Genomic DNA, 26048 nt, shown 5'->3' on the forward strand with positions numbered 1-26048 from the left:
ACTGGCCAATTTTGCATAACTTATTGTTTAATAATGGGTGGGCTGATTTCCCCCATTTGCTGCTCATCTATAGACGGTAAGTGGGGGGAAACTGTAATTAGAGTAGCGTCTATAACAAATTCCCCCACTTCTCCCCATTTACTCCCCCGCTTTAAACTCTCGATAAACCGGCCTAATATGTTCACCTTCACAAATGACACGGCCTTCCTTTTCCAGCTTATCCAGCCAACGAGTGAATTTCTTAGAGACATCGAATCCCATCGCTCGCATATCATCTCTAACTAGCGCACGAGTACAGGCATCACCGTTGGCGGTTCGGGAGCGAATGGCTTGCCAAAGGGCGACGTGGTTGTCAGTTAGATGTGAAATGCCGGTTAGCTCGGGATCGGTGTCATCCATGACAGGTCGTCCTTCATCATTCAAAACTAAAGAGGTGATTTGATCACCATCATTATCGATATAGAGCTCTACCGGCACCAAATCGTAGGCCTGCCGTGGTGGCTCCTCGGCATCCTTCATTTTGGTACAGCTAAGGATCAGCGCTCCGCCTTCACCTTCGCGTCGGACGTTAAATTCAACATCAAGGGCTGCACGGAATGCACTCGAACCTCGCGCACCTTTGTCCTGATCTTTGCCGGAGTGATGAATGACCAAGACTGTAGCCTCAGTAGCAGCCTTTATTACGTCACAGCCCTGAATGAATGCCCCCATGTCTTTGGCGGCATTCTCATCTGAGCCACCAAAGCAGCGGGCAAGAGTATCTAAAATAATCAATCTCACAGGCATGCCTGAAGCCGCTTTGACGTCATTGGCGGCCCTGATGACTTGCTGCACGCTTTCGGAACTGGCTGGAAAAATTGGGCAGTCGATGCGGTAAAGTGTATCGATTGGCGAGCCGTTATTGAGAGTTTGTTCCCAGGCACGAATTCGGCGTGGAACCCCAATTCCGCCTTCGCCAACGACATAGATTACTGCACCTTGCGTAACTGGCCTGCCTGCCCAAGGTTTGCCAGTGGCAATGTGGCATCCCCAAGAGACCGCCAGAAAGGATTTATAAGAACCACTTGCGCCGTATGCGCTGGTTACTGACGCGCTGGGGAGATAACCTTTAATTAGGTAATCCTGTCGGGTATCAAAACCATCAGAGCCCTTGCGTAAGGGAAGGGAGGTGCTGAGGTCTGGCTTGCGTTCTTGAATGCGCGAGATTGATGAGAGCTGTGAGTCTGGCTGATACATTTGGAGATGAAATGCTTCGTTAACCGCCGCCTCGTCATGAATTTGGCGGTAATCATCCCAATCGCTAGCATTTTGATCAGGGGGTAGCGAAACCCAGCCATTCACGGCTACTGCCGCTTTTTCTGCTTGTACTAAACCAACGTTGTTAGCCTCAATTGAATCATTTTCAGCAGCCATGATGATATTGCTATTGGGATATTTATGCCTCGCAGTGACAGCGATATTCAGTAAGTTATTAGCAGGCATGGCCGCTAACGCAAAATGACCTGTTGCAAGGTTTACCGTTATTGCAGTGGCATAGCCTTCTGTGATGATGATATTTGCTGTATCACTCGAATCGCCAACCTTGATGAACCCACCATTCTGACGAGTACCTGGCAAGTATCGTTTCTCGCCGGCCGCGTTGATCAATTGTGCGCTAATCAACGTACCATCGATATCTTGAATTGAATCGCCACGGGTTTAACAGACACCTCAGAGTCATTTAAGATGGCTTAAAGAGAGGTGTCCATGAGCGGTAAGCGTTATCCCGAAGAGTTTAAAATTGAAGCAGTCAAACAGGTTGTTGATCGCGGTTATTCTGTTGCCAGCGTTGCAACACGTCTCGATATCACCACCCACAGCCTTTACGCCTGGATAAAGAAGTACGGTCCAGATTCTTCCACTAATAAAGAAGAGTCAGATGCTCAGGCCGAGATCCGCCGTCTCCAGAAAGAGCTGAAGCGGGTTACCGACGAACGGGACATATTAAAAAAAGCCGCGGCGTACTTCGCAAAGCTGTCCGACTGAGGTACGCCTTTATCCGTGACAACATCTGTTGCTGGCCTGTTCGCCTGCTCTGTCGGGTGCTGGATGTTCATCCCAGTGGTTTTTACGCCTGGCTTCAGCAGCCGCATTCACAACGCCATCAGGCAGACCTAAGACTGACAGGACAGATTAAACAGTTCTGGCTGGAATCGGGATGCGTCTATGGTTATCGCAAAATCCATTTGGATCTGCGGGACAGCGGGCAACAGCGCGGAGTGAACAGAGTCTGGCGACTGATGAAACGTGTCGGGATAAAGGCTCAGGTCGGATACCGGAGCCCGCGGGCACGTAAAGGCGAGGCCAGTATCGTGTCGCCCAACAGGCTCCAGCGACAGTTCAATCCGGATGCTCCGGATGAGCGTTGGGTAACGGACATAACCTACATCAGGACCCACGAAGGCTGGCTGTATCTTGCCGTGGTTGTTGATCTGTTTTCACGCAAAATTATCGGCTGGTCCATGCAATCCCGGATGACAAAGGACATTGTCCTGAACGCACTGCTGATGGCTGTATGGCGGCGTAATCCCCAAAAACAGGTGTTGGTTCATTCGGATCAGGGCAGTCAGTACACAAGCCATGAGTGGCAGTCGTTCCTGAAATCACACGGCCTGGAGGGCAGCATGAGCCGTCGCGGTAACTGCCATGATAATGCGGTTGCAGAAAGCTTTTTCCAGTTGTTGAAACGCAAACGGATAAAGAAAAAGATCTACGGAACGCGGGAAGAAGCCCGCAGCGATATTTTTGATTACATCGAAATGTTTTATAACAGTAAGCGTCGGCATGGTTCTAGCGATCAGATGCCACCGACAGAATATGAAAACCAGTATTATCAACGGCTCGGAAGTGTCTAGATTATCCGTGGCGATTCAAAACGCTGCATAAATCACCTGATATTGCATCTGGTATCTAGTTGGCAATATATGTTTTTTCTGAAATCTTTTTTGTAATAATGATAATTACAATGATCACGAAGTTATGGTCTGTATATCAAGCAACCGCATTTGCTAAGGAAATGAGGAGTTATAATTCCGAAGAGATTTTAAAAAAGTATAAGGCGGGTTATAAGTAGTTTTACATGTTATCTTTGAGTAGAGAGCATTTTTTTCAAATGCTCTCTATTTTTATAATTAATAGTTCTAATTTTGGTTTCACCTACCATGTTTCGTATGATCAAGCAGAAATGCATAACAAAATATCTTTGGGGGCATTATAGGGGGCACTTTCGATAATTGAACTTGATTTTAATCAGTTGTTTCAATTGGTTGTTTGTTTTTATTGAATCCTGTAAGGACCATATTTTCTTCTGTTAACATCCTTTCTGGTCTACTTTTTCCTTTAAAATCAGAATATAACAATTCTCTGTGGTCCAGTTTGGTCCAGGGTCACCTATTGCGTTCTTGTTTCGATTGAGGGCAGGATAGGGGGCATTGCCAGGTTCAATCAACTGGATGCCCCCAAATGAAGCTGACAGCCCGACAAATTGACTCTGCTAAGCCAAAAGAAAAGTCATACAAACTTGCCAATAGTGGTGGTATGTATCTTGAAATATTTCCAAACGGAGCCAAAAGCTGGAGACTCAAATACCGTATAGCTGGTAAAGAGAAGCGGGTGTAGTGGCATAGTAAGCTCCGGCTCGTTCTTAGCAGATCATGAACAGTAAAATATTCAATATCACCCATAACATTGGGCGGTTGCTTCTTCAACATTGGGCGGTTGCTTCTTCCTGCCAGGCTCAATACCGCAAAGCTTCGCTATGGCCCTGTTAAGAGTGTCTTTTCCCATGTGCTGGGACTTGCTTACACGGCGATTAGTGAAGACATAATTCACTCTGACAATTAGTTCTTCCAAAAATCTCCATTAGGTTTTATGTGAATTATATTGATAAAAATAAATCTGCGTTAAAGGAATTATAAATAAGAATGAAGGGTTTTATGAGTAAAGATAAAATGAAAGATGAACAAATATCATTTACTGAGGCAAAAGAGTTTGTTAACAAAGTGCATGATGATTTGGTAGATTTATTAGAAAAGAATAAAATTACTGAAAGCTATAGAATGTATCCTGCTGAATAGATTGTTTATATTATGTTTAGAGAGTATTACGCCTCTCAGGATTGCTTAAAAATCGTGAGCATAGTTGAATGTTTTGAATTAACCGAAATTGTTGAATGCAATAGTGTTGACTGGTGGTTTTTTCAGTCTTAGCATCTGATGTTGATACTAATAAGATTACAAGCATAATTCAAACAAAAATGGTTGAAGAAGAGAAAAGCAAAATAAATTCTGTTTTTGTTTAAGAAGATGATGTGGTTATTAAAAAAGAATTTAGTCAAAAAGATTTTGAAATAGCCTGATTTACCTGGTCAGACTATTTAAATTTTGAAGCGATTTAGTAAAAAATATCTTTTTTATTTTAATGTTACCCTACCATCAGAACTCTGTATATATGTTTTATCGCCTATATTTATAAATGCTTTTCTATCAAGGCTCCCTCTTATAACTAATGCTATGCTGTTGTATACACATTTCTTATGCCCGCCATTAGTATCATCAAAGCAGGTATAGTCATCAATTGAACCATCTCTGGTTCCTGTTGGTAACTTTTCATAACCATCGAAGTTCATGATGATAACAGTGAAGTTATCTCGGGTATTGATAATATGATATTTATTCTGAAGCGAATCTTTGTTTTCTAACCACCATTTTAGTTTTCCTTCTGTAGTCATCGGTAAATGTTCTACAAAAACTGCACCATTATCAACTCTGACTATTTTTGCTGGTCTTACAGCAATCCATATGCAATATACTGATATTAACAAAATCAGAACTGCTCCAATCCTTTTGTATTTAAACATTGGTTTCTCCTGTCAATGTTATAGTTGCTCCGAAATTTGTGAAAAATGGCTTTTGAGCTAAATGCTTAGCCCTCTGTAGAACGAACCATATTCTAAAGAAACTAATTGAGTTGAATTTAGCTTTTAAGATATCTTCTTTATCTAAGCCAAAATGGTCTTGTGCTCTGTATTTGATAGTCGCAGTATATTTATTGCCCTGGAAGGTCAGGCTTTCTATAGAAATTTCTGTGCTGTTTATGTCATGGACGGTAATGCCCATGCCATTGACAAAATCTTTCCATCTTGTGTATTTTGGTAAACGACTTTTAGATAATACATTTGAAAAATGTTCTTTCGTCAATTGTGACTTATTAAAATCAAATTGCTCGATAGTGTTTTTAATTATGGATAATGTGCTATCGCTAGAGTTGTCACTCAAAATGAGATTTCTGTAGGCATTATCCATAAACGGATGCTGAAAATCATTTCCATTACTACGTTGCATGTGATTGAAAAGATTTATGATCAAGCCCTGGTATGGTCCTCGGAAAGAAAAGGCATAGGACTGAGAGCGTAGCTCATCATATAACAACGCAATGGCTTTTTCTCTACTAACTGGCTGTATAGAATTAGTAGCAGGATGCTGATAGGAGGGACCAAAAGTAGTCCAGTCGATGAAAGTTGATACTTGCCCGAGATGATAATGCTTTTTCAGTATATCAGCATCCATGTCGCCACTTTGCATGTCATCAGCATTTCTGTCATTGAATCTTTTTTTTGTAGTGAAGATGATAAGTTTTTTGTCGATTCCTTTCATTCAAAATCAATCCCTTTCAGTCAAATGATTAAGTATTATACATTTTCTATTTGTGAGGTAAATTAAGAATTTTATTAATATTTACTATGTTCAGAGTCATTTACGCCCACATAATCATGCAGTGATGAACCTTGAATATCAAGGCGTTCAGCCAGGTTAATTTATTCGGATGTCTATTAGCATCTATTGAAAGTCACACTCATCTGGTGTGCAATCCCGTTCTGATCTGCTCCCCTCTAACCGGCACCATAGGCCACCGCGGGTTCAGCCCCTTGAGGTACTTGTGGATACCGTCGATGAACAGCTTCTTGAATGTCGCTTCGTTATCGTTGGTTAGCTTTGCGATATAGCCAGACACCGATAAAGGCCAGCAGAGCAGAAAGCACCGCCTTAAGTGCAATCACTGTGAATTCGAAACTATCCATAGCGCCTTCACCATCACCGCTAATGTGGCCTTCTACCAGGGATCTGATGATGCTTTCAGGTTTGAGAAACCAAGTTGCGGAGAAGATTATAATAAATATCAGTATTTTCATCGCACTACACACTTTGTGAAATCAGGAACATCAATGCGGCCGTATGCTGGTAATCCTCCTTTCATAAAGCCACGTCCCATTCTTACGGCTCCTTGATAGCTGCCCTGATATCCCTTCCGACCAACGAGTCTATTGGTTATCCCTTCTGTACAGCGCCCACTCCTCGATGCGCTCTCCGCCTGGCAGAGTACAGTAACCTGATTCACCATCCGCGCCCTTCACTATGTCCAGCTTGCCGCCCATCTTTTCACAATACACAGAGGCTGGGTTAGCCATGCCCACAGCGTGTTGTCTGTCATTATGGGGTACACAGGCTGTGAGTAATAAAATGGTCGCTGCGATTGTAATTGTTTTCATTTTTAACCTTATCTGAAGAGATTGATGAGGGTTAATCGTTATATCCACGCTGCTTCATCTCGCGCTGGTTTTTCTGTTTAATTAAACGGCTATTGTGACCCTGTGTAGCCATTGAAATCAGATCATAACCTGGGCTTAATCCCGCCAGTTAGTGTGGATTTATACATACATCGTGTTCATTAGGTGCATCACCTCTATCCCTTACCTTTAGGATCGCATCTCATCAGGTTACAGCCAGAGCTGCGTTGGCCCCATCAACCGGCTTTCAGCAGCTGCATTGCTGGCCGCTTATTCGTCAGCTGTAACAGGCGCATTGATAGAGCACTTAAGGAGGGGCAGCCATCGCGGGATTAACGGGTTACACCACAGCAATGACAGCACCGCAGATAATATCATCGGGCGCTACCGGTGCCGCCCATGTAAAGAGGAGGGTTAGCATGGCTCAGGTACACTGTGCTATATTTTGCTCGTATCGCAACGGCATTCAGGATGAATCAGATGAGCGAATTTGAGCAAGAACTCTATAATAACGGCTTCTCCGATAAAGAGATCGGTAAACTCAAAAGTATTATAAAAAAAGACGAGTCAAAAAAAGATACACTTCAAAGCCTCGTGATTGATCTAAGTAAACGCTTCTGGGGCGGAGTCATTGCTCTTATTATTTTGATGCTTATTGGGCTGGGTGGCATTTTCAATGCAGATGCTTCAAATGCTATTCCATATATTGTTGTTCTGACGTTTGCATTTCTTGTGATCTATTTTGTTACACCTCTCAACCTAGCATGGAAATCATATAAATTTACCAGAGAATGTAAGCGCTAATTTTTATCCAAGGTTAGTTATCTGATTCCTGTTTCTGGCACGCATTTATAGTTGTACGATCCTTACAGGAACATAGTGTGTACATCGATAATCTGTATTTTGCGATAGCAATCTGATAATAACCATTTAATAATTCTCCAGAAATCATTCCAATCTATAGATTATCTATCCTTTCATTATAAAAGGCGATTAAAACAGGGGAGTGCTACGCTGGCGTGGCAAAATTTAATTTAAATTTAAAAACGCGGATAATTATTGCCAGCAATACTGATCTGCCGCTCCCCAACCAGAAGCGGCATCCTTTTACCTCAACGCCACTACCCCGCAACCACACCCGACAAAGCCAGAACCTGCTTCTGTTTCCTGGCGGGCAGCTTATTCAGCTGCGCTAACGCGTTAACCAGCTGCTCATCGACCGGCTCTGGTGGTTTGACCGTCAGCACAATACGGCCCGCCGTGACTTTTACTTCTACTTCGGTGCCGGTGGTAAATCCGGCGGCAGCCAGCCACTGGCCTTTCATGATAATCGACGGAATACGCGCGTAACTGGGATACCGGCTGGCGTAACTCACCGTTAATTTGCGCTGGGAAACGGAAGGGGCTTCTGAATTTAAACCAACTGCATTACACTCTGAATCAGTCATGATCTCTATTCCTTTTCAATAGTGATTGTGATTAGCGATACAGGGGTGCTCCAACACCTCTGTATCGCGCTAAATACCTGTACATATAATCAACTATTGCAGGAAAAGTCCAGCTGAAAATCGATGTAAATCAGTGGCTTTAATCATCTGATAAACAGCAAATTTTAGGATAACGATCTCAAAAAAATGCAATTAACTGAAAGCATTCATTGTTCGGAATATAAGGAAAGGCACAGATGATATCTCGTCATAAATATCTGCCATTAGCCGTATTCAGTAAGCACGCTATTAGTAAGCGGTGCTTAACCCGCAGTGTGCTTAAGCAGAAAGTCGATTAACGTTTTTACTCTTTTCGTTTTACCCGCGCTTTTAGGATAATAGAGATAAACCGGCGGATAAGTTTTCCAGTAACGCTCCATCACCGGAATAAATGCCTCTTTATCCGGCTGTAAATTATGAACCGGTTCAAACAGTCGCCCGATACCCAGCCCGTTGCGAATGCCATCAGCCATCACCTCAATATCATTACTCATCAACTGACCCGGCATCTCAACGGTCAGCTGTTCGCCATGATGATCCAGAATCAGCGGCAGAATACGATTATTGGTGATAAACCGGTAACCGATAAGCCGGTGCTGATGCAGGTCAGACGGAGACGCTGGAATACCGAACGCTGCCAGATAGGCAGAAGAGGCATACAAACCTTCGCGAAACGGCTTCATCAGCGGTCGCGCCACCACGCCACCTTCCAGAATGTCGCCAAACCGGATCCCCAGATCAAAACGTTCATCAATGATGTTCACGGTGCCATCGTATACCGAAATTTCCAGCTGAATACCGGGATATTGCTGGCAGAAAGCGGCCATCGCAGGTTTCAGCACCAGCAGATAGGCAAAGCGCGAAAGGGTGATTCTGACCAGTCCCGACGGTTCCTGATTCTGGTCACGGATGCTTTCCAGCGATTTTTCCAGCGAGGCTACCGCTGCTGAAGTTTGTTCCAGCAGCTGCTGTCCGGCATCGGTCAGCTCAATCCGGCGCGTGGTTCGCACAAATAGCGGATGACCGATGTGCGCTTCAAGTAGCTTCAGCGCCTTACTGACAGAGGGGGGAGTAATCTCCAGTTTGCGCGCTGCCGATGAAATATTCCCTTCGCGGGCGATGCTCTGGAAGATGCGTATCTGGTTATAGATGGCGTTGTTCACGGGATAATCCTGACACAATCGGGCTGCTTATTATTAGCCGCAGACTAAATATCTTTGAGTCAATAGTGGCCTAATCTTCACTAAATCGCGAGCATATACTCCTTATCAGTTCCCCCTGGCCGTGAATCTCAGGAGATTGATATGCGAATTTTGTGTCTGGATAAACCCGCCCCCGATGCCACGCTGGAAAAGTATCATCCTCATATGGCTGCCGAAGCTTTCCATGCCTGGAGTCTGTTTAAATCCGGTGCGCTACGCGATATTTACTACCGACAGGATCGACCCGGTGTCGCGATCTTCCTTGAATGCGACTCGGTGGAACAGGCTCAAAGCCTGCTGGCTGACTTTCCGCTGGCAAAATCCGGTCTGCTGAGTTTTGACTGCATCCCGTTAGGTGCATTCACCAACTGGGAAAGCCTGTTCGCTGCAGAGTATAAGCCTCAGCAAGAGGGCGCGACTCAATGATCAGTCGCAAACCGCTACCGTGTGTTGTCATCCGACAGGTGTCAGGGAGGCGGCGCAGTAAAAACGCCGCGTGAAGCGCTAACGGCAGGAAAGGCGGAAGCCGTAGCGATTGGATTTGATTAAACGGTGCCGGACGGCAAAAAGTAACCAGCGCGTGATGGCATCGCCAACGCCTGGCTATCTGTTAAAAAATAGATGATTAAAAACTGAAAATGAAAAATATATTAATTATTTCCGGTCATCCTGACCTGAGCCATTCGGTCGGTAATGCTACCATTCTTAATGAAGTCGCTTCTGCGCTGCCTGATGCTGAAATCCGTCGTCTGGATGCACTTTATCCGGACAACAATATCAATGTCAGCGCCGAACAGGATGCACTGCTGAAGGCAGATATTATCGTCTGGCAATTTCCCTTCTCATGGTATTCGCTGCCAGGGCTCATGAAGTTATGGCTGGATGACGTATTTGTTCATGGGTTTGCGCACGGATCGACGGCCAGACTCGGCGGTAAAAAACTGATCCTCTCCTTCACCACTGGCGCACCGCAGGCGTTATACGCGGCAGATGGCGTCTTTGGTCATCAGCTGGAGGATTATCTGATTCAGTTTGAAACCACCGCCCGACTCTGCAATCTGGAGATGCAGAAACCGGTTTATACCTGCGGGATAAGCTATGCCAGTCGTAATGAAGCTATTATCACGCAGCAAATTGCTGCAGCAAAGCAACACGCGTCGCGATTAATTGCTCAACTTAATGCGGAACTCACGACGGCTTAATAGCCAGATGAAACAGAAATCGCGCCGGTTAATGCACCGAATGAATCGCAAATCACCTCATCCGATAATTAAGGCATACCGTGAACAATATTACCGCTCTGACTCTGACTCTGCTGATGGCCGGCCCGGCATCGGCAGCCGCTTTAACAGAACCCACAAATCGTGTCATTAATCTGCATGAAATGGAAATTAAGGCCGGAAAAAACGGACAGTACGATGAAGTTGCCAGAGATAATATTACCCGTTCGCTGGCAGAGCAACCAGGTACGCTGGCGATGTATTCACTGAAACATAAAGAAAATGCTCATCAGGCTTATATGATTGAAATTTATGCGAGTGAAGAGGCATACCAGCAACATCTCAGTTCAGAGCCGTACCGGTCTTTTATTACACGCGCACCTGATCTTATCGGCCAGAAAAAGAGCGCCGTGCTGGAGCCGCAGTTTCTGGGTGATAAACCCTTCGTACAGAATAAAGAAACCATCAATAACCTGGTGATTGTTGACGTGAAACCGGCCGATCAGCAGGCATTCCGCGATATTGTGCTGCCTGAAATGGCAGAGTCACTGAAGGTGGAACCGGGCGTACTGGCGATGTATGCCGCGACCGATGCAAAAAACAGATATCGCTGGTTCTTCTATGAAATCTACGCCAGTGACGCCGCCTATCAGCAACACCGCGAAACGCCCCATTTTCGCGACTATATCCGGCTGACAGCTGAGATGACCGACCGCAAAGAGGCGATCCCTGTGGTGCCAGCTCTGCTGAAAAACCGTGGCGCTCTTAATGCTTTTGTTAACTGACCTTTACCAGGAAGCTGATCAGAGGATGAAAAAAGTGATTGCCGCCGCCGCGATCTCCATGATGCTGGCCGACCTGGCCGCTGCTGAACCCAAAAGAGGTGAAACTATGTTGAACGTTAATCCATCCAGCCTTTCGGTTGCCGACATTGAGTCCGTCTCTCCCGCACTGGCTCGTTTCGGACGTGAAGCGATAACCGACGATCTCTGGAAACGCGATGCACTTTCGATCCGTGACCGCAGTATCGTCACGCTTGCCATTCTCATCGCCCGCAACCAGCCTGCTGAGTTACAACATTACGCCGGTGTGGCGCTCGACAGTGGCGTGACGCCTGCTGAAGTCTCCGAAATAATCACTCACCTGGCGTTCTATTCCGGCTGGCCTAATGCGATGTCCGCAATTGCGGTGACCAAAAATGTGTTTCAGGCGCGAGGTATTGGTGCCGATCAACTGGCCGAAGCCTCTCCGGCACTGCTGCCACTGAATCAGACAGCAGAACAGCAGCGTTCTGCAACGGTAGAGAAAAATGTGGGGCCGATCTCGCCCGGGCTGGTCAGATTCACCGCCGATCCGCTGTTTCTCAATCTGTGGCAGCGGCCAGCGCTACAGCCTCGTGACAGAAGTCTGGTGACGGTCAGCGCGCTGATTGCTTCGGGACAAAGTGCGCAAATTAGCTACCATCTCAACCGGGCGATGGACAACGGATTGACGGCTGAAGAAGCGGGCGAGATTATCACTCAGGCCGCGTTTTATGCTGGCTGGCCAAATGCCTTTTCAGCGGTTCCGGTGGTGGGTGAAGTGCTGCGGGATCGCGCAGCAAAACAGGAATAACCCGCAGCGGGTGAGGATCTCAGGTTTTACTTCACCCGCCGTTTCTTATGCCCGCCGGATACCGACAGAGATGCGGCAAAGTGCTGCACCATTCTGGTGGTTTTTCCCCTCCCGCCGCAATGCCATGATGACCGCTCCAAACCCTCCGCTTACGACAACCCGCCACCGGGCATAAAAACAGAGAGCACCGCGTCATGGAAAGTAAAAATCTGACAGATATTGCTGAAGACGTTTCATACGGTGTGAAATATAAAGCAGTAATAAATTAAAGATGGGCAGGGCAGGAGGCGGAGATTACATTGCGGAATAAATAAAATAAGCCGTGGCGGGCGCCACGGCTAATGTTTTATGCAGACTGCCACTCACTTTCAACATCCGCTTTGGATTTAGAAAGGATGACTTTATTATCATCAACTTCTTTCACCCAGTTGAATGGAATAATGTGGTGTTTGCCGCCCGCTTCAGGATCGCTTTTCGCCAGCTTAATTTTGTCGTCGCCTTCGAAGTGGTCAACAATCCCGACATGTTCGCCATTCACATCAACAACCTGCGCGTGATCTAAAATCTCTGATTTATCTACCATGGTGGCTTAATCCTTATATTTAATGAGTTCAGTTGCCCTCAGACAAAACAAGCCTGGTTGTTAAATGCTGTTTTCGCCAGGGGATTAACAAAATGAAATAGTTCAGTGAACTGGACCTGGTCGTTGTTATTTATTGCCGGCAGGAGAATAAAGGGCACATAAGCGAAACCGCAAACAGAGTCGGAGTATCTGCAGCCACGGGTCTGCTGACCTCACTGCCTGCCACATCGACACCATCAGATTTGCCGCAATCGTCTGCCGCCCGTTCACCAATTAACGCTATGATAATCAGGTCAATCGCCACGCCGCAGATCGGCCAGAATGCGGGCGGTTTAACTTACCCAAAGGAGTGCCTATGACAGCAGTCAGTTCAATTACCACTGAAGGTGGCGTCTGGATTAATCAGCCGCCGGTACACAGTCTGGATGGCGATACGCTGAGGTTCGAAACCGCGCTGAACAGCGATTTCTGGCAGCGTACCTGGTACGGATTCGAACGGCACAGCGGCCACGCTTTCGGCTTCTGGGTGGAACACGACTTTACCGTTCAGGTGCAGGTAAGGGCGGATTTCAGTCAGCTCTACGATCAGGCCGGGCTGTTTATTCAGGATAACGAAACGCACTGGGTTAAGGCGGGCATTGAGTTTAACGACGATCAGCCCGCCATTGGCAGCGTGGTGACGCGCGAGTTTTCCGACTGGTCTACCGGTGTGTTTCCCGGCGATGCGCGCCAGTTCTGGCTGCGCGCCACGCTGGAAAACGCGGCCTTAAGAATTCAGTACTCTACCGACGGCGTGAGCTGGCCGCTGTTACGGCTCTGCCCGTGGCCCGGTCAGGCGCGGCGGTTTGTCGGAGTGATGGGCTGCTCGCCTGAACGTGAAGGGCTGGCGATGAGTTTTACGGACTTCGCTATTACTCCACCGCTCGGCAAAGCACTGCACGATCTCTCCTGAGCCAGGCGGCGCATTGCATATCGTCGCAGAATCGGCTTAATTGTCAGGTCAGAATTTGCGGTGACGCGTCGCCCGTGCAAGACGACGCCTTAACAGGGAAAGCTATGCGTTGCGCCACCTCGTTTATCCCGCTGCTGGTCATCAGTTGCTGCGCCGGATGGGCACAGCAGGCCACTGCCGATACCGTCTGGCTGAATAATGGCGATCGGCTGACCGGCACGATTCGTTATCTCAGCGACGGCAAGCTGGGGATAGAGACACACTACGCCGGTACCGTCACGCTGGACTGGAGTGCGGTCAGTACGCTTGCCAGCGAGAATCCGGTGAATGTCGAAAACAAAAAGACCGGCGAACATTATCAGGTGCGGCTCTCCTCATCCGATCCCGGCTATGTCTGGGTGGAACGCAACGAGCAGGAGCAGCAGGTTTCGCTGCGGCGCATTGATGAGTTTATGAAAGCCAAAGTCCGCAGCGATCAGCTTGCCTGGACCGGCAACATTGATGCAGGCGTGAAGGTCAAAAAAGCCTCGACCAAAACTGACGACTACAGCTTCGCGCTCAACACGAAACTGAATCAGGGAAAATGGCGTCACGATATCGGTGCGACCTACAATCGCGAGCAGGAAAACGAGAGCGTCAATACCGATAACTACAGCCTGCGCTACGCCTTTGACTATCTGGTCAGGGAGCAGTTCTTCTGGCAGACCCGCGCCACCTACAAGCGCGACTGGGTGGAGAATCTGTCACGTCAGGCGCTAATCGGCACCGGTCCGGGTTATCAGTTGTGGGACACCGAACTCAGCGCGTTCTCACTCTCGGTGCTGGGCGGTGCCTTTGAGTATGGCTACAGCGATGACCGGGAAGAGCGGCACTTTGGCGGCTCGCTGCGCTGGAACTATCAGCGCTATCTGCTGGGCAAGTCGGTCACGCTTTACAGCAATGGCGATGTTGGCCATTCGCTGGATGATGACGGCGTATTTATGCTGGATGCCGAAGTCGGGCTGCGCTACAGCCTGACTTCGTGGTCAACGCTGCACGTTGGCTATCACCGTAATCTGGTCAGCGGCATACCCGATACCCTGAACGAAGGCATTTTCTCCACCGGATTAGGGCTGAAGTGGTAAGCCGCTGATCGAACAGCGTCGCAGCAAATCCTTACGGTTTTTATCCGGTTACAGGCGCGGGATTGGCTAAGCTGCATGTATTGTCACAACGGGAAAGCAGAAGATGATCGTAAGCAGCAGGGTGTATCGTCCGGGATGCGCGGGCGAAGAGGTCGAAGTCGATGATATCAGTGAAGTGATTAAAGAGCCGGAGGCGTTTATCTGGCTCGGGTTGTGGCAGCCAGACGCTGAGTTTATGGCGAAGATTAAAGAGGAGTTCGGCCTTCATGAACTGGCGGTTGAGGATGCACTCAATGCCCATCAGCGACCTAAAATCGAACATTATGGCGAATCGCTGTTTATCGTGGTGAAAACGGTGTGCGCTAAGGATGACAGCTGCGAACTGGGCGAAACGCATCTTTTTGTCGGAAAAAACTTCCTGATCAGCATCCGTCACGGCGCCTCTGAAAGCTACACCCCGGTGCGGCAGCGGGCGGCTGAAAACCCGGCGCTGCTGAAGTTTGGTCCCGCTTATCCGCTCTATTGCCTGCTCGATTTTATCGTTGATCGCTATGCCGAATTGTCCACTTCACTGAATGAACGGGTCGGGCAGATGGAGAACGATCTCTTCACCAGTGAATTTGATCGCAAGTCGGTGCAGTCGGTCTACACCGTGCGGCGTCATCTGTTGAAACTGCGCAATGCGGCGCTGCCCGTGGAGGAGATCTGTAATCAGCTGATCCACCTGCATGAAGATCTGATTCCGCGCCCGCTGCGCGCCTATATCCGCGACGTGCAGGATCACGCCCGCCATGTCGTCACTGACGCGGAAGATATGCGCGAAATGCTGACCAGCGCCATGCAGGTCAATCTGGCGCTGGTGACGGTGCAGCAGAATGAAGTGGTGAAAAAGCTGGCAGGCTGGGGTGCGATCCTGGTGATCCCGACCGTGGTCTTCAGTATGTATGGCATGAACTTCGAGCATATGCCGGAGCTGAAGTCGCTGTATGGCTATCCGCTGGCGGTGGGGCTGACCCTGCTGGCCTGCGGCGGGCTGTGGGCCAAACTGCGTCGCTCCGGCTGGCTGTAAACGGCAGGATGCGGTGCCAGATTGTCCCGCTGAAAAGGTCACGACCCGCCAGATAGTGAACCGATACTGTCTGGCTATGCTTAACGCAGCGTGCAGTTTTTGTTCCTGAGCCAACAGTGTGTGAGGTCACGGTGAAAAAAGAGGATAGCAGCGGTCAGGCAGTACCGATTCAGGAAAACCTCCGCTGGGTACGCCGTGAATGGCTGATTCAGCGTATCGGTGAATACGTCCTGATTGCGCTGGTGATTCTGGGTGCGTGCGGACTCTTTTCCAAAGGCGTGCTGAGTAACGGCAGCGCCCGCTCGCCGGACGGGACCATCCAGGTGGAGTATGAACGGTTTGGCCGGGTTGAGAGCAATATGGATATGCGCATTCGCTACAACGCACCGGTAACCGATCGCTTTACCGTTACGATTGGCGGTGGTGCCCTGGATAACCTGCAAATCCAGACGCTGCAGCCTCAACCGCTGGAGGCGGTGACGATTGGCAGCGATCTGCGGCTGACCTTTTCGGCCCGCAACACCGGACCGGATCACGCGATCTGGCTTGGCCTGCAGCCGCGCAATGCGGGCCGCATTCACGTCACTATTCACGGTGACGGCCATGCTCCGGCCCGTTTTACCCAATGGATTTATCCCTGACAGAGGCGCTTTATGGAAACGGTATTACGTGCCGCAGCGATCTACCTGGTGCTGATGGTCGTGTTCAAAATTGCCGGCAGACGCACTCTGTTGCAGATGACCTCTTTCGATCTGATTCTGCTATTGATCATCAGTGAAGCAACTCAGCAGGCGCTGCTGGGCGACGATTTTTCTGTTACCGGCGCGGCGCTGACTATTATCACGCTGGTAGCGATTGATATTGTGCTGGGCAAACTGAAAAGTCGCTTTCCGGTGGTGGAGCAGGTGATCGATGGTGGCCCGGTGATCCTGGTCGAGAATGGTAATCTGCTGACTGACCGCATGAAGATGACCGGCATCAGTCCTGATGATGTGCTGGAAGCGGCGCGCTCCGGGCAGGGTCTGGAGCGATTTGATCAGATTAAATATGCGGTGCTGGAGGTTAACGGGCATATCTCGATTATTCCCCGAGCCGATAAAGAGTCCTGAGGGGCGTTCGCCCTGGCCTGACAGGAGAGCGCCCGTGCCGGAGCCGCGCAGGTTACACACGCCTGAAATATCCTCATCCCCTTGCTGCAGCAGGCCCTGAATGCATTACAGATCCTCATTGCGTCACGCTGCGCTTGTTATGCCGCTTCCCTTGTAATCCTGTCGATTTCGTTCAGACTGAGTATTCCACTCATGCTTTATCATCAGAGCTGGCCTGACTATCAATCAGCGTTATGCTTTTACAGTCAGGATTAAATGAATGAATTTACGCGATTTACCTTCTACCCGGTTACCGGCTGGCATATTGGTCCCCTGAATACCCATCAGGCACTGGTAGTGAAATTCGGTTATATCGATCCCAATGCCCCGCGTGAAAAGGGCCCGCAGGAGACCCTGTTTCTGGGTCTGACCCTCGAAATGGCGAAAAAGCTGGTCGCCAATCTTTCCGAACACATCGACTACGCTGAAAAAAAGAGCACCCAGCACTAGTTTCTCACCGCGATTGGTTACCACGCCCACCGTCGGGCTATTTTGCTGCGCTGTCGCCCGGTGCATAAACCCGCAGTGCACTGGCTATCAGGCGAAAATGCGCGGGTGTCTGACCGATAATCTCACCATCTGCATTGATGTAATGGGGACGGCGCGTCTCAATCGTCAGCTCCGTGGCGCTGAATGCCCGCACGTTACGCCAGCGACCGTGAGTGCCGCGCCGCAGAAAGGGCAGCAGCGCAATGAGTTGCCAGCTATGCTGCAGCTCCAGACTGTAGACATCCAGTAACCCATCGTCCGGTGCGGCACGCTGTTCCACTGTCATGCCGCCCCCATAAAAGCGTCCATTGCCCACCGACACCTGAACCGTTTTGATCGGCGTCCGGTGGCCCTGATGCATCAGCGTGGCGCTGAAGGGACGGCTCTGCCGCAGCACCCGCAAAGCCGCCAGGGCATAACCGCCCACTCCCCAGCGTTTTTTCGATTCCGCCGTGAGGTTGCGCGCCAGTTCCACCGAAAAGCCGATGCTGGAGACGTTCAGAAACAGGTGCTGATTCACTTCACCCAGGTCCACTGCGCGCAACTGCCCGTCAGCGATAATCTTTATCGCGGACTCCAGGCTGGCAGGAATGCCCAGCGTGCGGGCAAAATCGTTGGCGGTGCCCAGCGGTAAAATGCCCAGCGGCAGGCCGGTCTGCATCAGTCCCGGCGCGGCCGCATTAAGCGTGCCGTCGCCACCGCCGACGATCACCGCATCAACGCGATGGGCATACGCCGCGATTAATTCGCTGTAGCTGCGGGTATCATCTCCGACCGGTTGCAGCAGGGTGAACCCGGCCTGAGCCAGCAGCGACTGTGCGCGGCTGGCCTCGGCGCGTCCTTTGCGCGAGCGCTGATTAATCAGCAGCAGGGCAGTTTTCTCCTGTTGAGACATACTTTTGCGTTATCCCGATGTCAAAATGGCTGTAACGAGACGGCAAGTACAGCACTGGCCTGAGCGGTGAACAACCCTGCTTGCGCTACTTTACGTAACCTGTTGAGTGCCATAAGCGGCGATAAAGATCGTCTACACTGCTAAGGGTCAGATCCACACTGAGGAGTTGCGATGACAGAACACGAATTCAGAAAATTGTTAGCCGAACAGGGTTTTGACGAGCCTCTGTTGATTGAGCGTGCAGCCGCCGCCCAGCTTGATAATCATGTACATCCCTTTGAAGCACTGGCACTGATTCTGAGTGGTGACATCACCATCAGTACCGAACAGGGCGATACCACCTATCATCCCGGTGAGACATTTCATCTGCAGCCAAATGAACTCCATCGTGAGGCGTTCGGGTCGCAGGGCGTACGCTATCTGGCGGGACGTAAATATGAGTGACTGGCAATCAGCATGAAGGTTTCTGACGACCTGTTTACCCGGCTGTCACGCTCGCCGTTCCGTCAGCGCTTTCGTCTGGGACGCGCGGAATATGATTATGCGAGCAGCAAAGGCGAGCCGGTATTGCGCCAGCACGCCGCTGAGTTTGTGGCACAGCGGCTGGCGCCTGCGCAGCCTGAAAATGATGGCAAGCAGACGCCGATGCGCGGCCACCCGGTGTTTATCGCTCAGCACGCCACCGCAACCTGCTGTCGTGGCTGTCTGAGTAAGTGGCATAACATCGGACAGCACCAGCCGCTGAGCGCGGAGCAGCAGACCTATATAGTGACGGTGTTGCTGCAGTGGATCACTCATCAGATGCAGCAGCCTGCACCGCCTGCTCGCGTCAGCCGAAGCCAGCCGAAACCGGATGAAAATCCGCAACTCGCACTTTGGTAATGGACGAAAAAGCTACAACCGGCGGCTTTTTCTGGTGAAAACTGGCCCTTTTTCATTCCTGGTTTATTCTTAAATCTTTCCTGGGAACACTATGCCAGGATTAAAACCTACACGGCAACGATTCATACAGAGGGAATTATGAAGAAATCAATTATTGCACTGTCTGCTATTTTGCTGGCCTCGCCGGTATTTGCTGCTACCACCACAGACAACACCGTTGCGGAAGCGCATAAAGGCGCCGATACCGCGAAGGAAAAACTGCATCAGACCCAGAACGAAGGCAAAGAGCTGAAGCTGAAGTCTGAGCATGCTGCTGAAGGCAAAAGCGATACCACCGGCAGTAAAATCACCGAAGGTACGCAGAAAGGCTGGCACAAAACCAAAGAAGGCACTGAGAAAGGCTGGGATAAAACCAAGCAGGGTGCTGAAGATCTGAAAAACAAAGCGACTAACTAATTCGCGGCTGTTCTCAGGTTAAAAAAAGAACCCACCGAAAGGTGGGTTTTTTTATGGGTGATAAAGCCGACGCGTAATGCCCCTGGCAGCAACGCATAAGCTCAACGCGCAGGGAACACGGTCAGAAGAGGAAAGCGTCCCGCGCCTGGGACAAAAACGCCGGGAGCGTTTTTGAACAACGCAAAGCGTTAGCCCGTTTACGGGCGCACCTCAGGGATGAGGTGTGTAATCGCGCGGGCCGAGCATGCCATGGATGGCGGGTTTTGCGCCTTTCCGATCTGACCGTGTTTCCTGAGCAGGCCTCGCTCTCACTGCGATACTAACCTGGGTTTGCCTGACGCGGATTAGGCTTTCTTTTCCGCTGTTTCTTTCTCCGAGGCGGCTAACGCCGCGACTTTCCTTTCCGTCTCTGCAGCCGCATCGGCGGAGGCCGCCGCCGCTTCAGCCGCAGCCTCTGCCGCGGTATCAGACTGTTTCTTGCCTTCTTCGATAAACTCTTCGTCGATGGCTTCGATGTTTTCGCGGTTATCGCGTCCGGAGAGCAGGTTCCAGCAGGCGATAAACAGGGCGGCAATCACCGGACCGATAACAAAACCGTTGATGCCGTAAATCTCCATGCCGCCCAGCGTGGCGATCAGAATCAGATAGTCAGGCATTTTGGTGTCTTTGCCGACCAGCAGCGGACGCAGGATGTTATCCACCAGTCCGACGATCACTACGAAGAAGCCCACCAGGAACAGCCCTTTCCACAGTGCACCGGTGGCGAAGAAGAAGATCGCCGCAGGCACCCAGATAATGGCGGAACCGACAGCCGGAATAAGAGAGAGGAAGGCCATCAGTGCGCCCCACAGCAGGCTACCGTCTATACCGGTAAACCAGAATGCCAGCCCACCGAGAATACCCTGAACAATACCGACCACCACCGTGCCTTTCACCGTCGCGCGCGCCACGGCCGCAAACTTCACCATCAGGTGATGCTTCACGTAGGTTGAGAGCGGCAGCGCTTCCAGGATCAGATGCACCAGATAGGAGCCATCTTTCAGCAGGAAGAACAGCAGATAAAGCATCACGCCAAAGCCGACGGTGAAGCTGAACGTCCCTTTACCGATGATAAAGGCGCTGCCTGCCACATACTGACCGCCCTTGAGGGCAAACGAGGAGAGCTTCTGCTGAATCTGTTCGGCGTTATCCAGGTTATTTTCAGCCAGATAATGTTTTGCCCAGCGCGGCAGATGCTGCAACAGATCGGCGAAGACCGCCGGGAACTGCGCCGAGTTGGTCTGAAGTTTGTGATAGACCGCATTGGTTTCGACCACCAGCGATGAGGCGATAATGGCCAGCGGCGTGAACACAATCAGACAGATACAGAGCAGGGTAATCAACGCGGCCAGGCCATTGCGTTCGCCCATTCGGACCCGCAGATACGTTTTCAGCGGATGGAAAATCACCGCCAGAATCGCCGCCCATAAAATCGGCGAGAAATAGGGCGAAAGCACCTCGAAAAAGCCGAGGGTGGCAATAGCCAGAATCAAAATGAAAAACCCGATGTTCAATCCTTTAAAACGCATGGAAAAACCTCATCTCGAACAACTCTGATAAACCCGACGCGCGAATTTTCTGTGTCTGGCTTTGCTTATGCGGCTGCCTCGTCACTGATTATCGGTCAGGCTTTGCTTTTTAAACGCTGCTGATGACAGCATCATGCTGGCTAACTCTTTGAAAGGTCTGGCAGAAGTGATGAACGGGCAATGTGCGTTCGCTGCGTGACTTCCTATAGGTAACACGCTGCAACTGACAGCAGCGCGCTGAATCCTACATTAGCGTAGCGGTTTCGACCATTATTGGTAGGTCAGAGACTCATGATCCCGGGGGATGCTGCCGATAACAGTATTAACTGGATAAAAAACAGGCAATGAAAAATGAGTAAACAGAGCGTCTTAATCGTGCTGCTGACGCTGGTATTAACCGGCTGCGCCACCAAGCAGTATCCGCAGGCATCCGCGGTCACCCCGGAAGAGACGGCGATGCTGAATTGCAGCGCGCTGGATCAGGAGCTGGTGAAAGCGCACAGCGTGCAGAGTGATATTGAGCAGACCGGCCAGTTCGATGCACTGACCGTGCTGGGCTTTGTCGGGGATTTCGGGCTGGGCAATGGCATTGCGAAATACAATGCCAGCCAGAAGGCGGAGCGGCGACTGACGCAGTTGCAGTCGCTGAAAGCCGCGAAGTGCAGCCAGCGGCTTTCGTAGCGACTGCGCCGGGTCAGCCGAGCGTCCGTTCGCTGACATGCTGCAGCCGGACATTTTCGGCGGCGCGTTTACCGGCAAGGAAGGCGTGATCCGAGTTGTAATATTCCCACTCGCTGTAGCGGCCTGACAGATGAATGTCCTGGGTCAGCAGCCACTGGCGGATCAGCGCCACGTTAGCGCTGCGCGCATGGTCATAGACCACGTAGGCGTAGGGCATATCGACCTCTGAGGCACAGAGCAGCGGATCGTCCGCGGTGATCATGCCAACTCTGATGCAATCCTGACGGCAGCGCTCAATCAGCGCATCCCCCGCCAGCGGCAGCGGATTGGCCGCGTTATAGGTAATTTCGCAGGTTAAGCCGAAACCGCCCGGCGGGTTGCAGTGCGGACTCGCATTGCCCTGCACAAAGATGCGGTGAAACAGCGTATCACCAGGATAGTAAATCCAGTGCTTTTCGGTCAGGTCAGCGCGGCCAATCCCCAGATTAACGCAGCGCACCGAGACAAACTGCAACTGCTGCGCCGCCCGTTGCACACTATCCGGCACTTCATCGCCCATCAGTTTAATCAGCTCCGGCAGCGGCATGGTGCTGATCAATTGTTCATAACGGTAGTGGCGGCCATCCGCCAGCAGCGCGACGTGCGCCTGCGGGTAGAGGCGGGTCAGGGTGGCGTCCGTTTCCAGCGTACATTTCAGGTGCGGCAAAAAGCCGGACATCAGCGCCTGGAAGCCACCGCGCAGCGGATAGCCGAAACGGGCGTTGGGGCCAACCGGTTTCGCCAGCGGTTGCAGCGCGCCATCAATGATCTGCGCCAGATCGGGCAGCGGTACGCGTCCGCCCAGCCATGAAGTTTCCATGTCGGTCAGCGGCACCTTCCACAGTTTCTGGTTGTAGGGCAGGGCAAAGTGACGCGCGATGCCTTTGCCCCAGGTGCGCATAATGAAGTGCTGGAAATCCTCTTCGCCTTCCACCACGCCTGTGCTGCTGCCCTCATCGGGGATCGCGCCATCTGCGCAGCAGTCCCGCCGTGCCCGCACCCGATCCAGTGGCACAGCGGCGGCTGCCGTTTCGCCATAACGCGCCTCGATAGCGCCCAGCACGCACTCTTTTACCACCTCGACCGGCAAGCCGTGCAGCGCGGACTGGAAGGGATAGCGGGTATAAACGCCGTCGCTGTAGACCCAGGCTTCACGCGCCTGCCAGTGCAGGTTGTCGCCCAGCAACATCTCATACAGCTGTAAGACGTACGGGTCCTGCGAGAACATAATGTGACCGGCATAGTCGAAGGTAAAACCCTGATCGTCAATCGAGCGGCACCAGCCGCCAGGGGTGCTATTTTTCTCCAGCAGCACCGCGCCTTCGCCGTAATGATAACCGGCGCTCAGCCCGGTTGGCCCGGCTCCGATAATCAGGCAGGGCACGGCTTCACTCTCCAGCATCAATGGGGTTAACGGCGTGATATTCGCCTGCGCGCTGCCCTGGCTGGCCGACCTTAGTGCGGGCTGACGCTGCGTCAGCGCCTGCTGGATCAGTCCATGAATCTGTTCAGCGGTGCGATCCCATGAGGTGGCATCGACCTTTGCCTGCATCCGTCCCGCCAGCGCCAGCCTTTCTGCGGCACCAATCGCCATTGCCTGTTCACAGGCGGCAATAAATTCCGCGTGGCTCTCTGCCACCGCCACTTCCTCTGCGTAATGCCGCGCTACGTCAATAATCGCGGTACTGACAATCGGCAGCTGCGCCGCCATATACTCCAGCACCTTGGTCGGTGAGATGTAGCGCGTCGAGGCATTGATGGCAAACGGCATCAGACAGACATCCCAGCCTGCCAGAAACTGCGGCAGCGCCTGATAGGGCTGCTGGCCGAGCCAGTGAATATTGTCGCGCTGCGGCAGGCTGGCGGGATCAATTTTTACCACCGGCCCGACCATAACAATCTGCCACTCGGGGTTGCTGTCCGCCAGCGCCGCAATCAGCGGCAGGTCTATGCGCTCATCCAGCACGCCGTAATAGCCAAGACGCTGTGCCGGAATCGCATCCTGCATCGGATGTCGATTGCTGCGATCGCGCGCCTGCTCAAAGTGGATAGCATCGACGCTGCTGGGAAAGCAGTAGACCTGAGGATGTTTGTCACGCTTCGCTTCATAGAGGCTGGTGCCGCCGGTAAAGACCAGATCGGCGCGGGTCATCAGCGCGGATTCGCGCTGCTGTAGCTGGCGCGGTGCATTCTGAAAAGCGGAAAGCTCATCCATGCAGTCGTAAATCACCAGTGACGGATTAAAAGGGGTCAGCAACGGCAGCGCCATCGGCGTATAGAACCAGATCAGCGGCTGTTCATCTTCCTCCAGCAGCGGCGTCAGCAGCAGCAGCAGCGAGGCGATCTGGCTGTCGTGGAAACCAGGCGCGTCGCTGTCGGTATGCGGCTGGATCACCGTGATGTTAGCGGCAGGCGAGCTCTGATGCAGGCCCTGTGGCCCCGCCTGCCAGACCGGCTCTTCGACAAACAGCACGCGATAGTGCTGTGCCAGTCTTGTCAGTAGCTGCTGCGGACGCTGAAAAACAAATCCCCAGCGTAAATGGCTGAAAACAATGAGAACAGGTGGTTTCATAGTGTGCTCCTGACAGGGGTGTTTTGAGGAGTGGATGTGCTGCAAAAAGCGCTGCGCCTGACGTAATGCGTCGGCATAAGGCTGCTGTAGCTGGCGGGCATAGGGATCGGCCCCCAGCAGATCGAGATCCCACAAACCGCTGCGGGTCCAGAAAGTCGTCTCCTCCCATAAGGGACGATCGAGGATCGGATAGAGGCAGATGCCGTGCAGCTCAACGCCTGCCAGTTGCGCCTGCGCAACCTGCGCGGCGATCTCAAGGATCCAGCTTCCGCGTCCGCTGCCGACGTGGCTGGTTTCCGCCAGCAGCAGTGGCCGCTGATAACGCTGCCAGACCTGCTGCAGCATCCGATGCAGCGGCAGGCGTCGGCTGTCGCCCAGATGCCAGTAAAGCCGCCGGTTTGATCCCTGCTCCCACTGATTGTCGTGGTAGTAATTCACGCCAATCAGATCGAGATAGCGTGGGGCGCCGCCCAGTTCCGGGTTAAGCCTGCCGCTCAGCATGTCCCACGCCTGAAACTGGGTGTCACACATCTCACGTGCCAGCACATCGCTGGCCGGATCGGCGGGATCGGGCACGATATGGATCAGTGGATCACAGTGCAGCAGACGGGCTCGCGGATCGGCCAGCCAGATGGCATCACAGGCTGCCAGCGTAGCGCGCACCAGCTGCTGCTTGGCGGCATCCGCCCGATCCGCTTCAGGGATCGCCTCACAGGTGAACAGCCCTACCGAGATACCCCAGCTGACAAAGGAGATCTCATTCATCGGAGAGTAGACCGGCGCCTGCTGATACCAGGGGGCCAGGAAGCGGGCCAGTGCGCCACAGAAGGCGGCGAAACGGCTGACAAAGTCGTGGTCAAACAGGCTGACGCCAGCGGGCCAGCCGTAGTGGCAGATTGTCCAGCTCAGCTGAATGCCCTGCTGCTCTGCGGCCTGCATCCGGGCCGCGACCGTCGAGAAGTCATAGCGGCCATTGCGCTCACATAACCGCCAGCCGACGCTTTCGCGCACTGTGCGAATGGAAAAGGGGGCCAGCGCGGCATAATCTTCTGCTGCACGCGCCTGATGCTGGTTAAGATCGTTCATCGACAGCGCAAGGCCGGCAGGATTGATATGATCGGCACCTTCGTAGCCGGCCTGCCAGAAACTGGAAAAGGGCGTCATGGCATCTCCCGAAAAAAAGCAACACGCTTCCCGCTGACGAGCCGTCGTGAAACGGGTCAGGGCGTCAGGGTATGCATTGCAGACTGATCGATCTGACCACTCTGAACGGACGGGCGATCCATGCCATAAGCCACAGACACTGAGTTGCAGGCATCAGGGCCTGTCGCGGTGTGGACGAGTGAGATAGCAGGTATAGGCCAGTGACGCTATCGGCAGAAAAAGGCTGGCTTCTCTGGATGTTGAAAGGATTTGCGGAAGCCTTACTGGAAAGTATAGGCAGTAAGGTTTGGTTCGCAATT

28 protein-coding genes and 4 pseudogenes are annotated in these 26048 nt (G+C 51.5%); 18 read left to right on the forward strand and 14 right to left on the reverse strand.

What is annotated here, in order from left to right:
- Positions 1-138: 138 nt before the first annotated feature.
- Positions 139-1236 carry a helicase RepA family protein gene (locus tag LC417_RS06135; protein ID WP_223565729.1) on the reverse strand — a complete coding sequence of 366 codons (1098 nt, stop codon included), beginning with the start codon at positions 1234-1236 and terminating at the stop codon, positions 139-141.
- Between the two features lie 54 nt (positions 1237-1290).
- Positions 1291-1662, reverse strand: a pseudogene (locus LC417_RS06140) (toprim domain-containing protein); the annotation flags it as partial.
- Between the two features lie 84 nt (positions 1663-1746).
- On the opposite strand from LC417_RS06140, the gene LC417_RS06145 reads away from it, so the two are divergent.
- Together LC417_RS06145 and LC417_RS06150 are read left to right on the forward strand one after the other, a co-directional pair.
- Positions 1747-2894, forward strand: a protein-coding gene (locus LC417_RS06145; protein ID WP_223565613.1) for an IS3 family transposase whose coding sequence is annotated in 2 segments (ribosomal slippage) — positions 1747-1984 and positions 1984-2894 — 1149 coding nt in all. Because the reading frame shifts where the segments join, the coding sequence is not laid out codon by codon here.
- Positions 2895-3501: 607 nt separating this feature from the next.
- Positions 3502-3654 (forward strand): annotated as a pseudogene (locus LC417_RS06150) (Arm DNA-binding domain-containing protein); the annotation flags it as partial.
- Between the two features lie 11 nt (positions 3655-3665).
- Here LC417_RS06150 and LC417_RS06155 read toward each other — a convergent pair.
- Positions 3666-3864: pseudogene (locus LC417_RS06155) on the reverse strand (hypothetical protein); the annotation flags it as partial.
- Between the two features lie 110 nt (positions 3865-3974).
- Between LC417_RS06155 and LC417_RS06160 the strand changes: the two are divergent.
- Positions 3975-4115 (forward strand): hypothetical protein, encoded by a 141-nt coding sequence (locus tag LC417_RS06160; protein WP_223565614.1) that lies wholly within the window; start codon positions 3975-3977, stop codon positions 4113-4115.
- A gap of 335 nt (positions 4116-4450) precedes the next feature.
- Here the strand turns inward: LC417_RS06160 and LC417_RS06165 are convergent, their stop codons facing one another.
- The 5 genes and pseudogenes from LC417_RS06165 to LC417_RS06180 all read right to left on the reverse strand — a co-directional run bounded on the left by LC417_RS06165 (position 4451) and on the right by LC417_RS06180 (position 6586).
- Positions 4451-4897 carry a DUF943 family protein gene (locus LC417_RS06165; RefSeq protein ID WP_045140695.1) on the reverse strand — a complete coding sequence of 149 codons (447 nt, stop codon included), beginning with the start codon at positions 4895-4897 and terminating at the stop codon, positions 4451-4453.
- Complete coding sequence (locus tag LC417_RS06170; RefSeq protein ID WP_223565615.1) at positions 4890-5693, reverse strand: DUF3289 family protein; 804 nt, start codon at positions 5691-5693, stop codon at positions 4890-4892. The genes LC417_RS06165 and LC417_RS06170 overlap by 8 nt, the downstream gene beginning before the upstream one ends.
- Positions 5694-5892: 199 nt before the next feature.
- Positions 5893-6042, reverse strand: a pseudogene (locus tag LC417_RS22585) (LexA family protein); the annotation flags it as partial.
- On the reverse strand, positions 6017-6229 hold the full coding sequence (locus LC417_RS06175) for a hypothetical protein (protein WP_064689934.1): 213 nt from the start codon (positions 6227-6229) through the stop codon (positions 6017-6019). The gene LC417_RS06175 and the pseudogene LC417_RS22585, both read right to left, overlap by 26 nt.
- A 129-nt stretch (positions 6230-6358) precedes the next feature.
- A complete protein-coding gene (locus LC417_RS06180; RefSeq protein WP_089414547.1) occupies positions 6359-6586 on the reverse strand; it encodes a DUF333 domain-containing protein in 228 nt (75 codons plus the stop codon).
- Between the two features lie 498 nt (positions 6587-7084).
- Here LC417_RS06180 and LC417_RS06185 point away from each other — a divergent pair, with 498 nt between their 5' ends.
- A complete protein-coding gene (locus LC417_RS06185) occupies positions 7085-7408 on the forward strand; it encodes a hypothetical protein (protein ID WP_124889764.1) in 324 nt (107 codons plus the stop codon).
- 317 nt (positions 7409-7725) lie between these two features.
- Here the strand turns inward: LC417_RS06185 and LC417_RS06190 are convergent, their stop codons facing one another.
- Both LC417_RS06190 and LC417_RS06195 read right to left on the reverse strand, forming a co-directional pair.
- Entirely contained in the window at positions 7726-8052 is a 327-nt protein-coding gene (locus tag LC417_RS06190; protein ID WP_223565616.1) for a SymE family type I addiction module toxin, read from the reverse strand.
- A gap of 302 nt (positions 8053-8354) precedes the next feature.
- Positions 8355-9254, reverse strand: a complete 900-nt coding sequence (locus LC417_RS06195; RefSeq protein ID WP_010671249.1) for a LysR family transcriptional regulator — start codon at positions 9252-9254, stop codon at positions 8355-8357.
- Between the two features lie 141 nt (positions 9255-9395).
- Between LC417_RS06195 and LC417_RS06200 the strand changes: the two genes are divergently transcribed.
- The 4 genes from LC417_RS06200 (at position 9396) to LC417_RS06215 (ending at position 12127) form a co-directional block, all read left to right on the forward strand.
- Positions 9396-9719, forward strand: a complete 324-nt coding sequence (locus LC417_RS06200; protein WP_179257105.1) for a superoxide dismutase — start codon at positions 9396-9398, stop codon at positions 9717-9719.
- A 212-nt stretch (positions 9720-9931) separates the two neighbouring features.
- Positions 9932-10495, forward strand: a complete 564-nt coding sequence (locus tag LC417_RS06205) for an NAD(P)H-dependent oxidoreductase (RefSeq protein WP_033766663.1) — start codon at positions 9932-9934, stop codon at positions 10493-10495.
- A gap of 80 nt (positions 10496-10575) precedes the next feature.
- Entirely contained in the window at positions 10576-11298 is a 723-nt protein-coding gene (locus tag LC417_RS06210) for a putative quinol monooxygenase (protein WP_122889116.1), read from the forward strand.
- A gap of 25 nt (positions 11299-11323) precedes the next feature.
- On the forward strand, positions 11324-12127 hold the full coding sequence (locus tag LC417_RS06215; protein ID WP_122889115.1) for a carboxymuconolactone decarboxylase family protein: 804 nt from the start codon (positions 11324-11326) through the stop codon (positions 12125-12127).
- Between the two features lie 346 nt (positions 12128-12473).
- Here the strand turns inward: LC417_RS06215 and LC417_RS06220 are convergent, their stop codons facing one another.
- Entirely contained in the window at positions 12474-12710 is a 237-nt protein-coding gene (locus LC417_RS06220) for a DUF2171 domain-containing protein (RefSeq protein ID WP_223565617.1), read from the reverse strand.
- Positions 12711-13065: 355 nt separating this feature from the next.
- Between LC417_RS06220 and LC417_RS06225 the strand changes: the two genes are divergently transcribed.
- From LC417_RS06225 to LC417_RS06250, 6 genes are all read left to right on the forward strand, one after another.
- Positions 13066-13662, forward strand: coding sequence for a DUF1349 domain-containing protein (locus tag LC417_RS06225; RefSeq protein WP_022626070.1), 597 nt, complete (start codon positions 13066-13068; stop codon positions 13660-13662).
- 104 nt (positions 13663-13766) lie between these two features.
- A complete protein-coding gene (locus LC417_RS06230) occupies positions 13767-14786 on the forward strand; it encodes a DUF481 domain-containing protein (RefSeq protein WP_163799274.1) in 1020 nt (339 codons plus the stop codon).
- 103 nt (positions 14787-14889) lie between these two features.
- Positions 14890-15855 (forward strand): magnesium and cobalt transport protein CorA, encoded by a 966-nt coding sequence (locus LC417_RS06235; protein WP_010259025.1) that lies wholly within the window; start codon positions 14890-14892, stop codon positions 15853-15855.
- Between the two features lie 131 nt (positions 15856-15986).
- A complete protein-coding gene (locus LC417_RS06240) occupies positions 15987-16496 on the forward strand; it encodes a hypothetical protein (RefSeq protein ID WP_223565618.1) in 510 nt (169 codons plus the stop codon).
- 12 nt (positions 16497-16508) lie between these two features.
- A complete protein-coding gene (locus LC417_RS06245; RefSeq protein ID WP_010671255.1) occupies positions 16509-16964 on the forward strand; it encodes a DUF421 domain-containing protein in 456 nt (151 codons plus the stop codon).
- Positions 16965-17219: 255 nt separating this feature from the next.
- Positions 17220-17453 (forward strand): hypothetical protein, encoded by a 234-nt coding sequence (locus LC417_RS06250; RefSeq protein ID WP_010259022.1) that lies wholly within the window; start codon positions 17220-17222, stop codon positions 17451-17453.
- 37 nt (positions 17454-17490) lie between these two features.
- On the opposite strand, the gene LC417_RS06255 is transcribed toward LC417_RS06250, so the two are convergent.
- Positions 17491-18387: a lipid kinase gene (locus LC417_RS06255; RefSeq protein ID WP_223565619.1), complete on the reverse strand. Its 897-nt coding sequence runs from the start codon at positions 18385-18387 to the stop codon at positions 17491-17493.
- 171 nt (positions 18388-18558) lie between these two features.
- Between LC417_RS06255 and LC417_RS06260 the strand changes: the two genes are divergently transcribed.
- The 3 genes from LC417_RS06260 to LC417_RS06270 all read left to right on the forward strand — a co-directional run bounded on the left by LC417_RS06260 (position 18559) and on the right by LC417_RS06270 (position 19725).
- Positions 18559-18831 (forward strand): cupin domain-containing protein, encoded by a 273-nt coding sequence (locus LC417_RS06260; RefSeq protein WP_010259018.1) that lies wholly within the window; start codon positions 18559-18561, stop codon positions 18829-18831.
- 12 nt (positions 18832-18843) lie between these two features.
- Positions 18844-19269: a DUF4186 domain-containing protein gene (locus tag LC417_RS06265; RefSeq protein WP_060679626.1), complete on the forward strand. Its 426-nt coding sequence runs from the start codon at positions 18844-18846 to the stop codon at positions 19267-19269.
- Positions 19270-19407: 138 nt separating this feature from the next.
- Positions 19408-19725 carry a hypothetical protein gene (locus LC417_RS06270; RefSeq protein WP_010259015.1) on the forward strand — a complete coding sequence of 106 codons (318 nt, stop codon included), beginning with the start codon at positions 19408-19410 and terminating at the stop codon, positions 19723-19725.
- 344 nt (positions 19726-20069) lie between these two features.
- On the opposite strand, the gene LC417_RS06275 is transcribed toward LC417_RS06270, so the two are convergent.
- Positions 20070-21293 (reverse strand): AI-2E family transporter, encoded by a 1224-nt coding sequence (locus LC417_RS06275; protein WP_010671259.1) that lies wholly within the window; start codon positions 21291-21293, stop codon positions 20070-20072.
- 351 nt (positions 21294-21644) lie between these two features.
- Here LC417_RS06275 and LC417_RS06280 point away from each other — a divergent pair, with 351 nt between their 5' ends.
- Complete coding sequence (locus tag LC417_RS06280; protein WP_045140688.1) at positions 21645-21974, forward strand: hypothetical protein; 330 nt, start codon at positions 21645-21647, stop codon at positions 21972-21974.
- Between the two features lie 13 nt (positions 21975-21987).
- Here the strand turns inward: LC417_RS06280 and LC417_RS06285 are convergent, their stop codons facing one another.
- A complete protein-coding gene (locus LC417_RS06285) occupies positions 21988-25749 on the reverse strand; it encodes an NAD(P)-binding protein (RefSeq protein WP_223565620.1) in 3762 nt (1253 codons plus the stop codon).
- Between the last annotated feature and the right edge of the window lie 299 nt (positions 25750-26048).

The sequence above is a fragment of the Pantoea sp. OVA07A genome (assembly GCF_019969975.1).
GTDB classification, from domain to species: domain Bacteria; phylum Pseudomonadota; class Gammaproteobacteria; order Enterobacterales; family Enterobacteriaceae; genus Pantoea; species Pantoea agglomerans.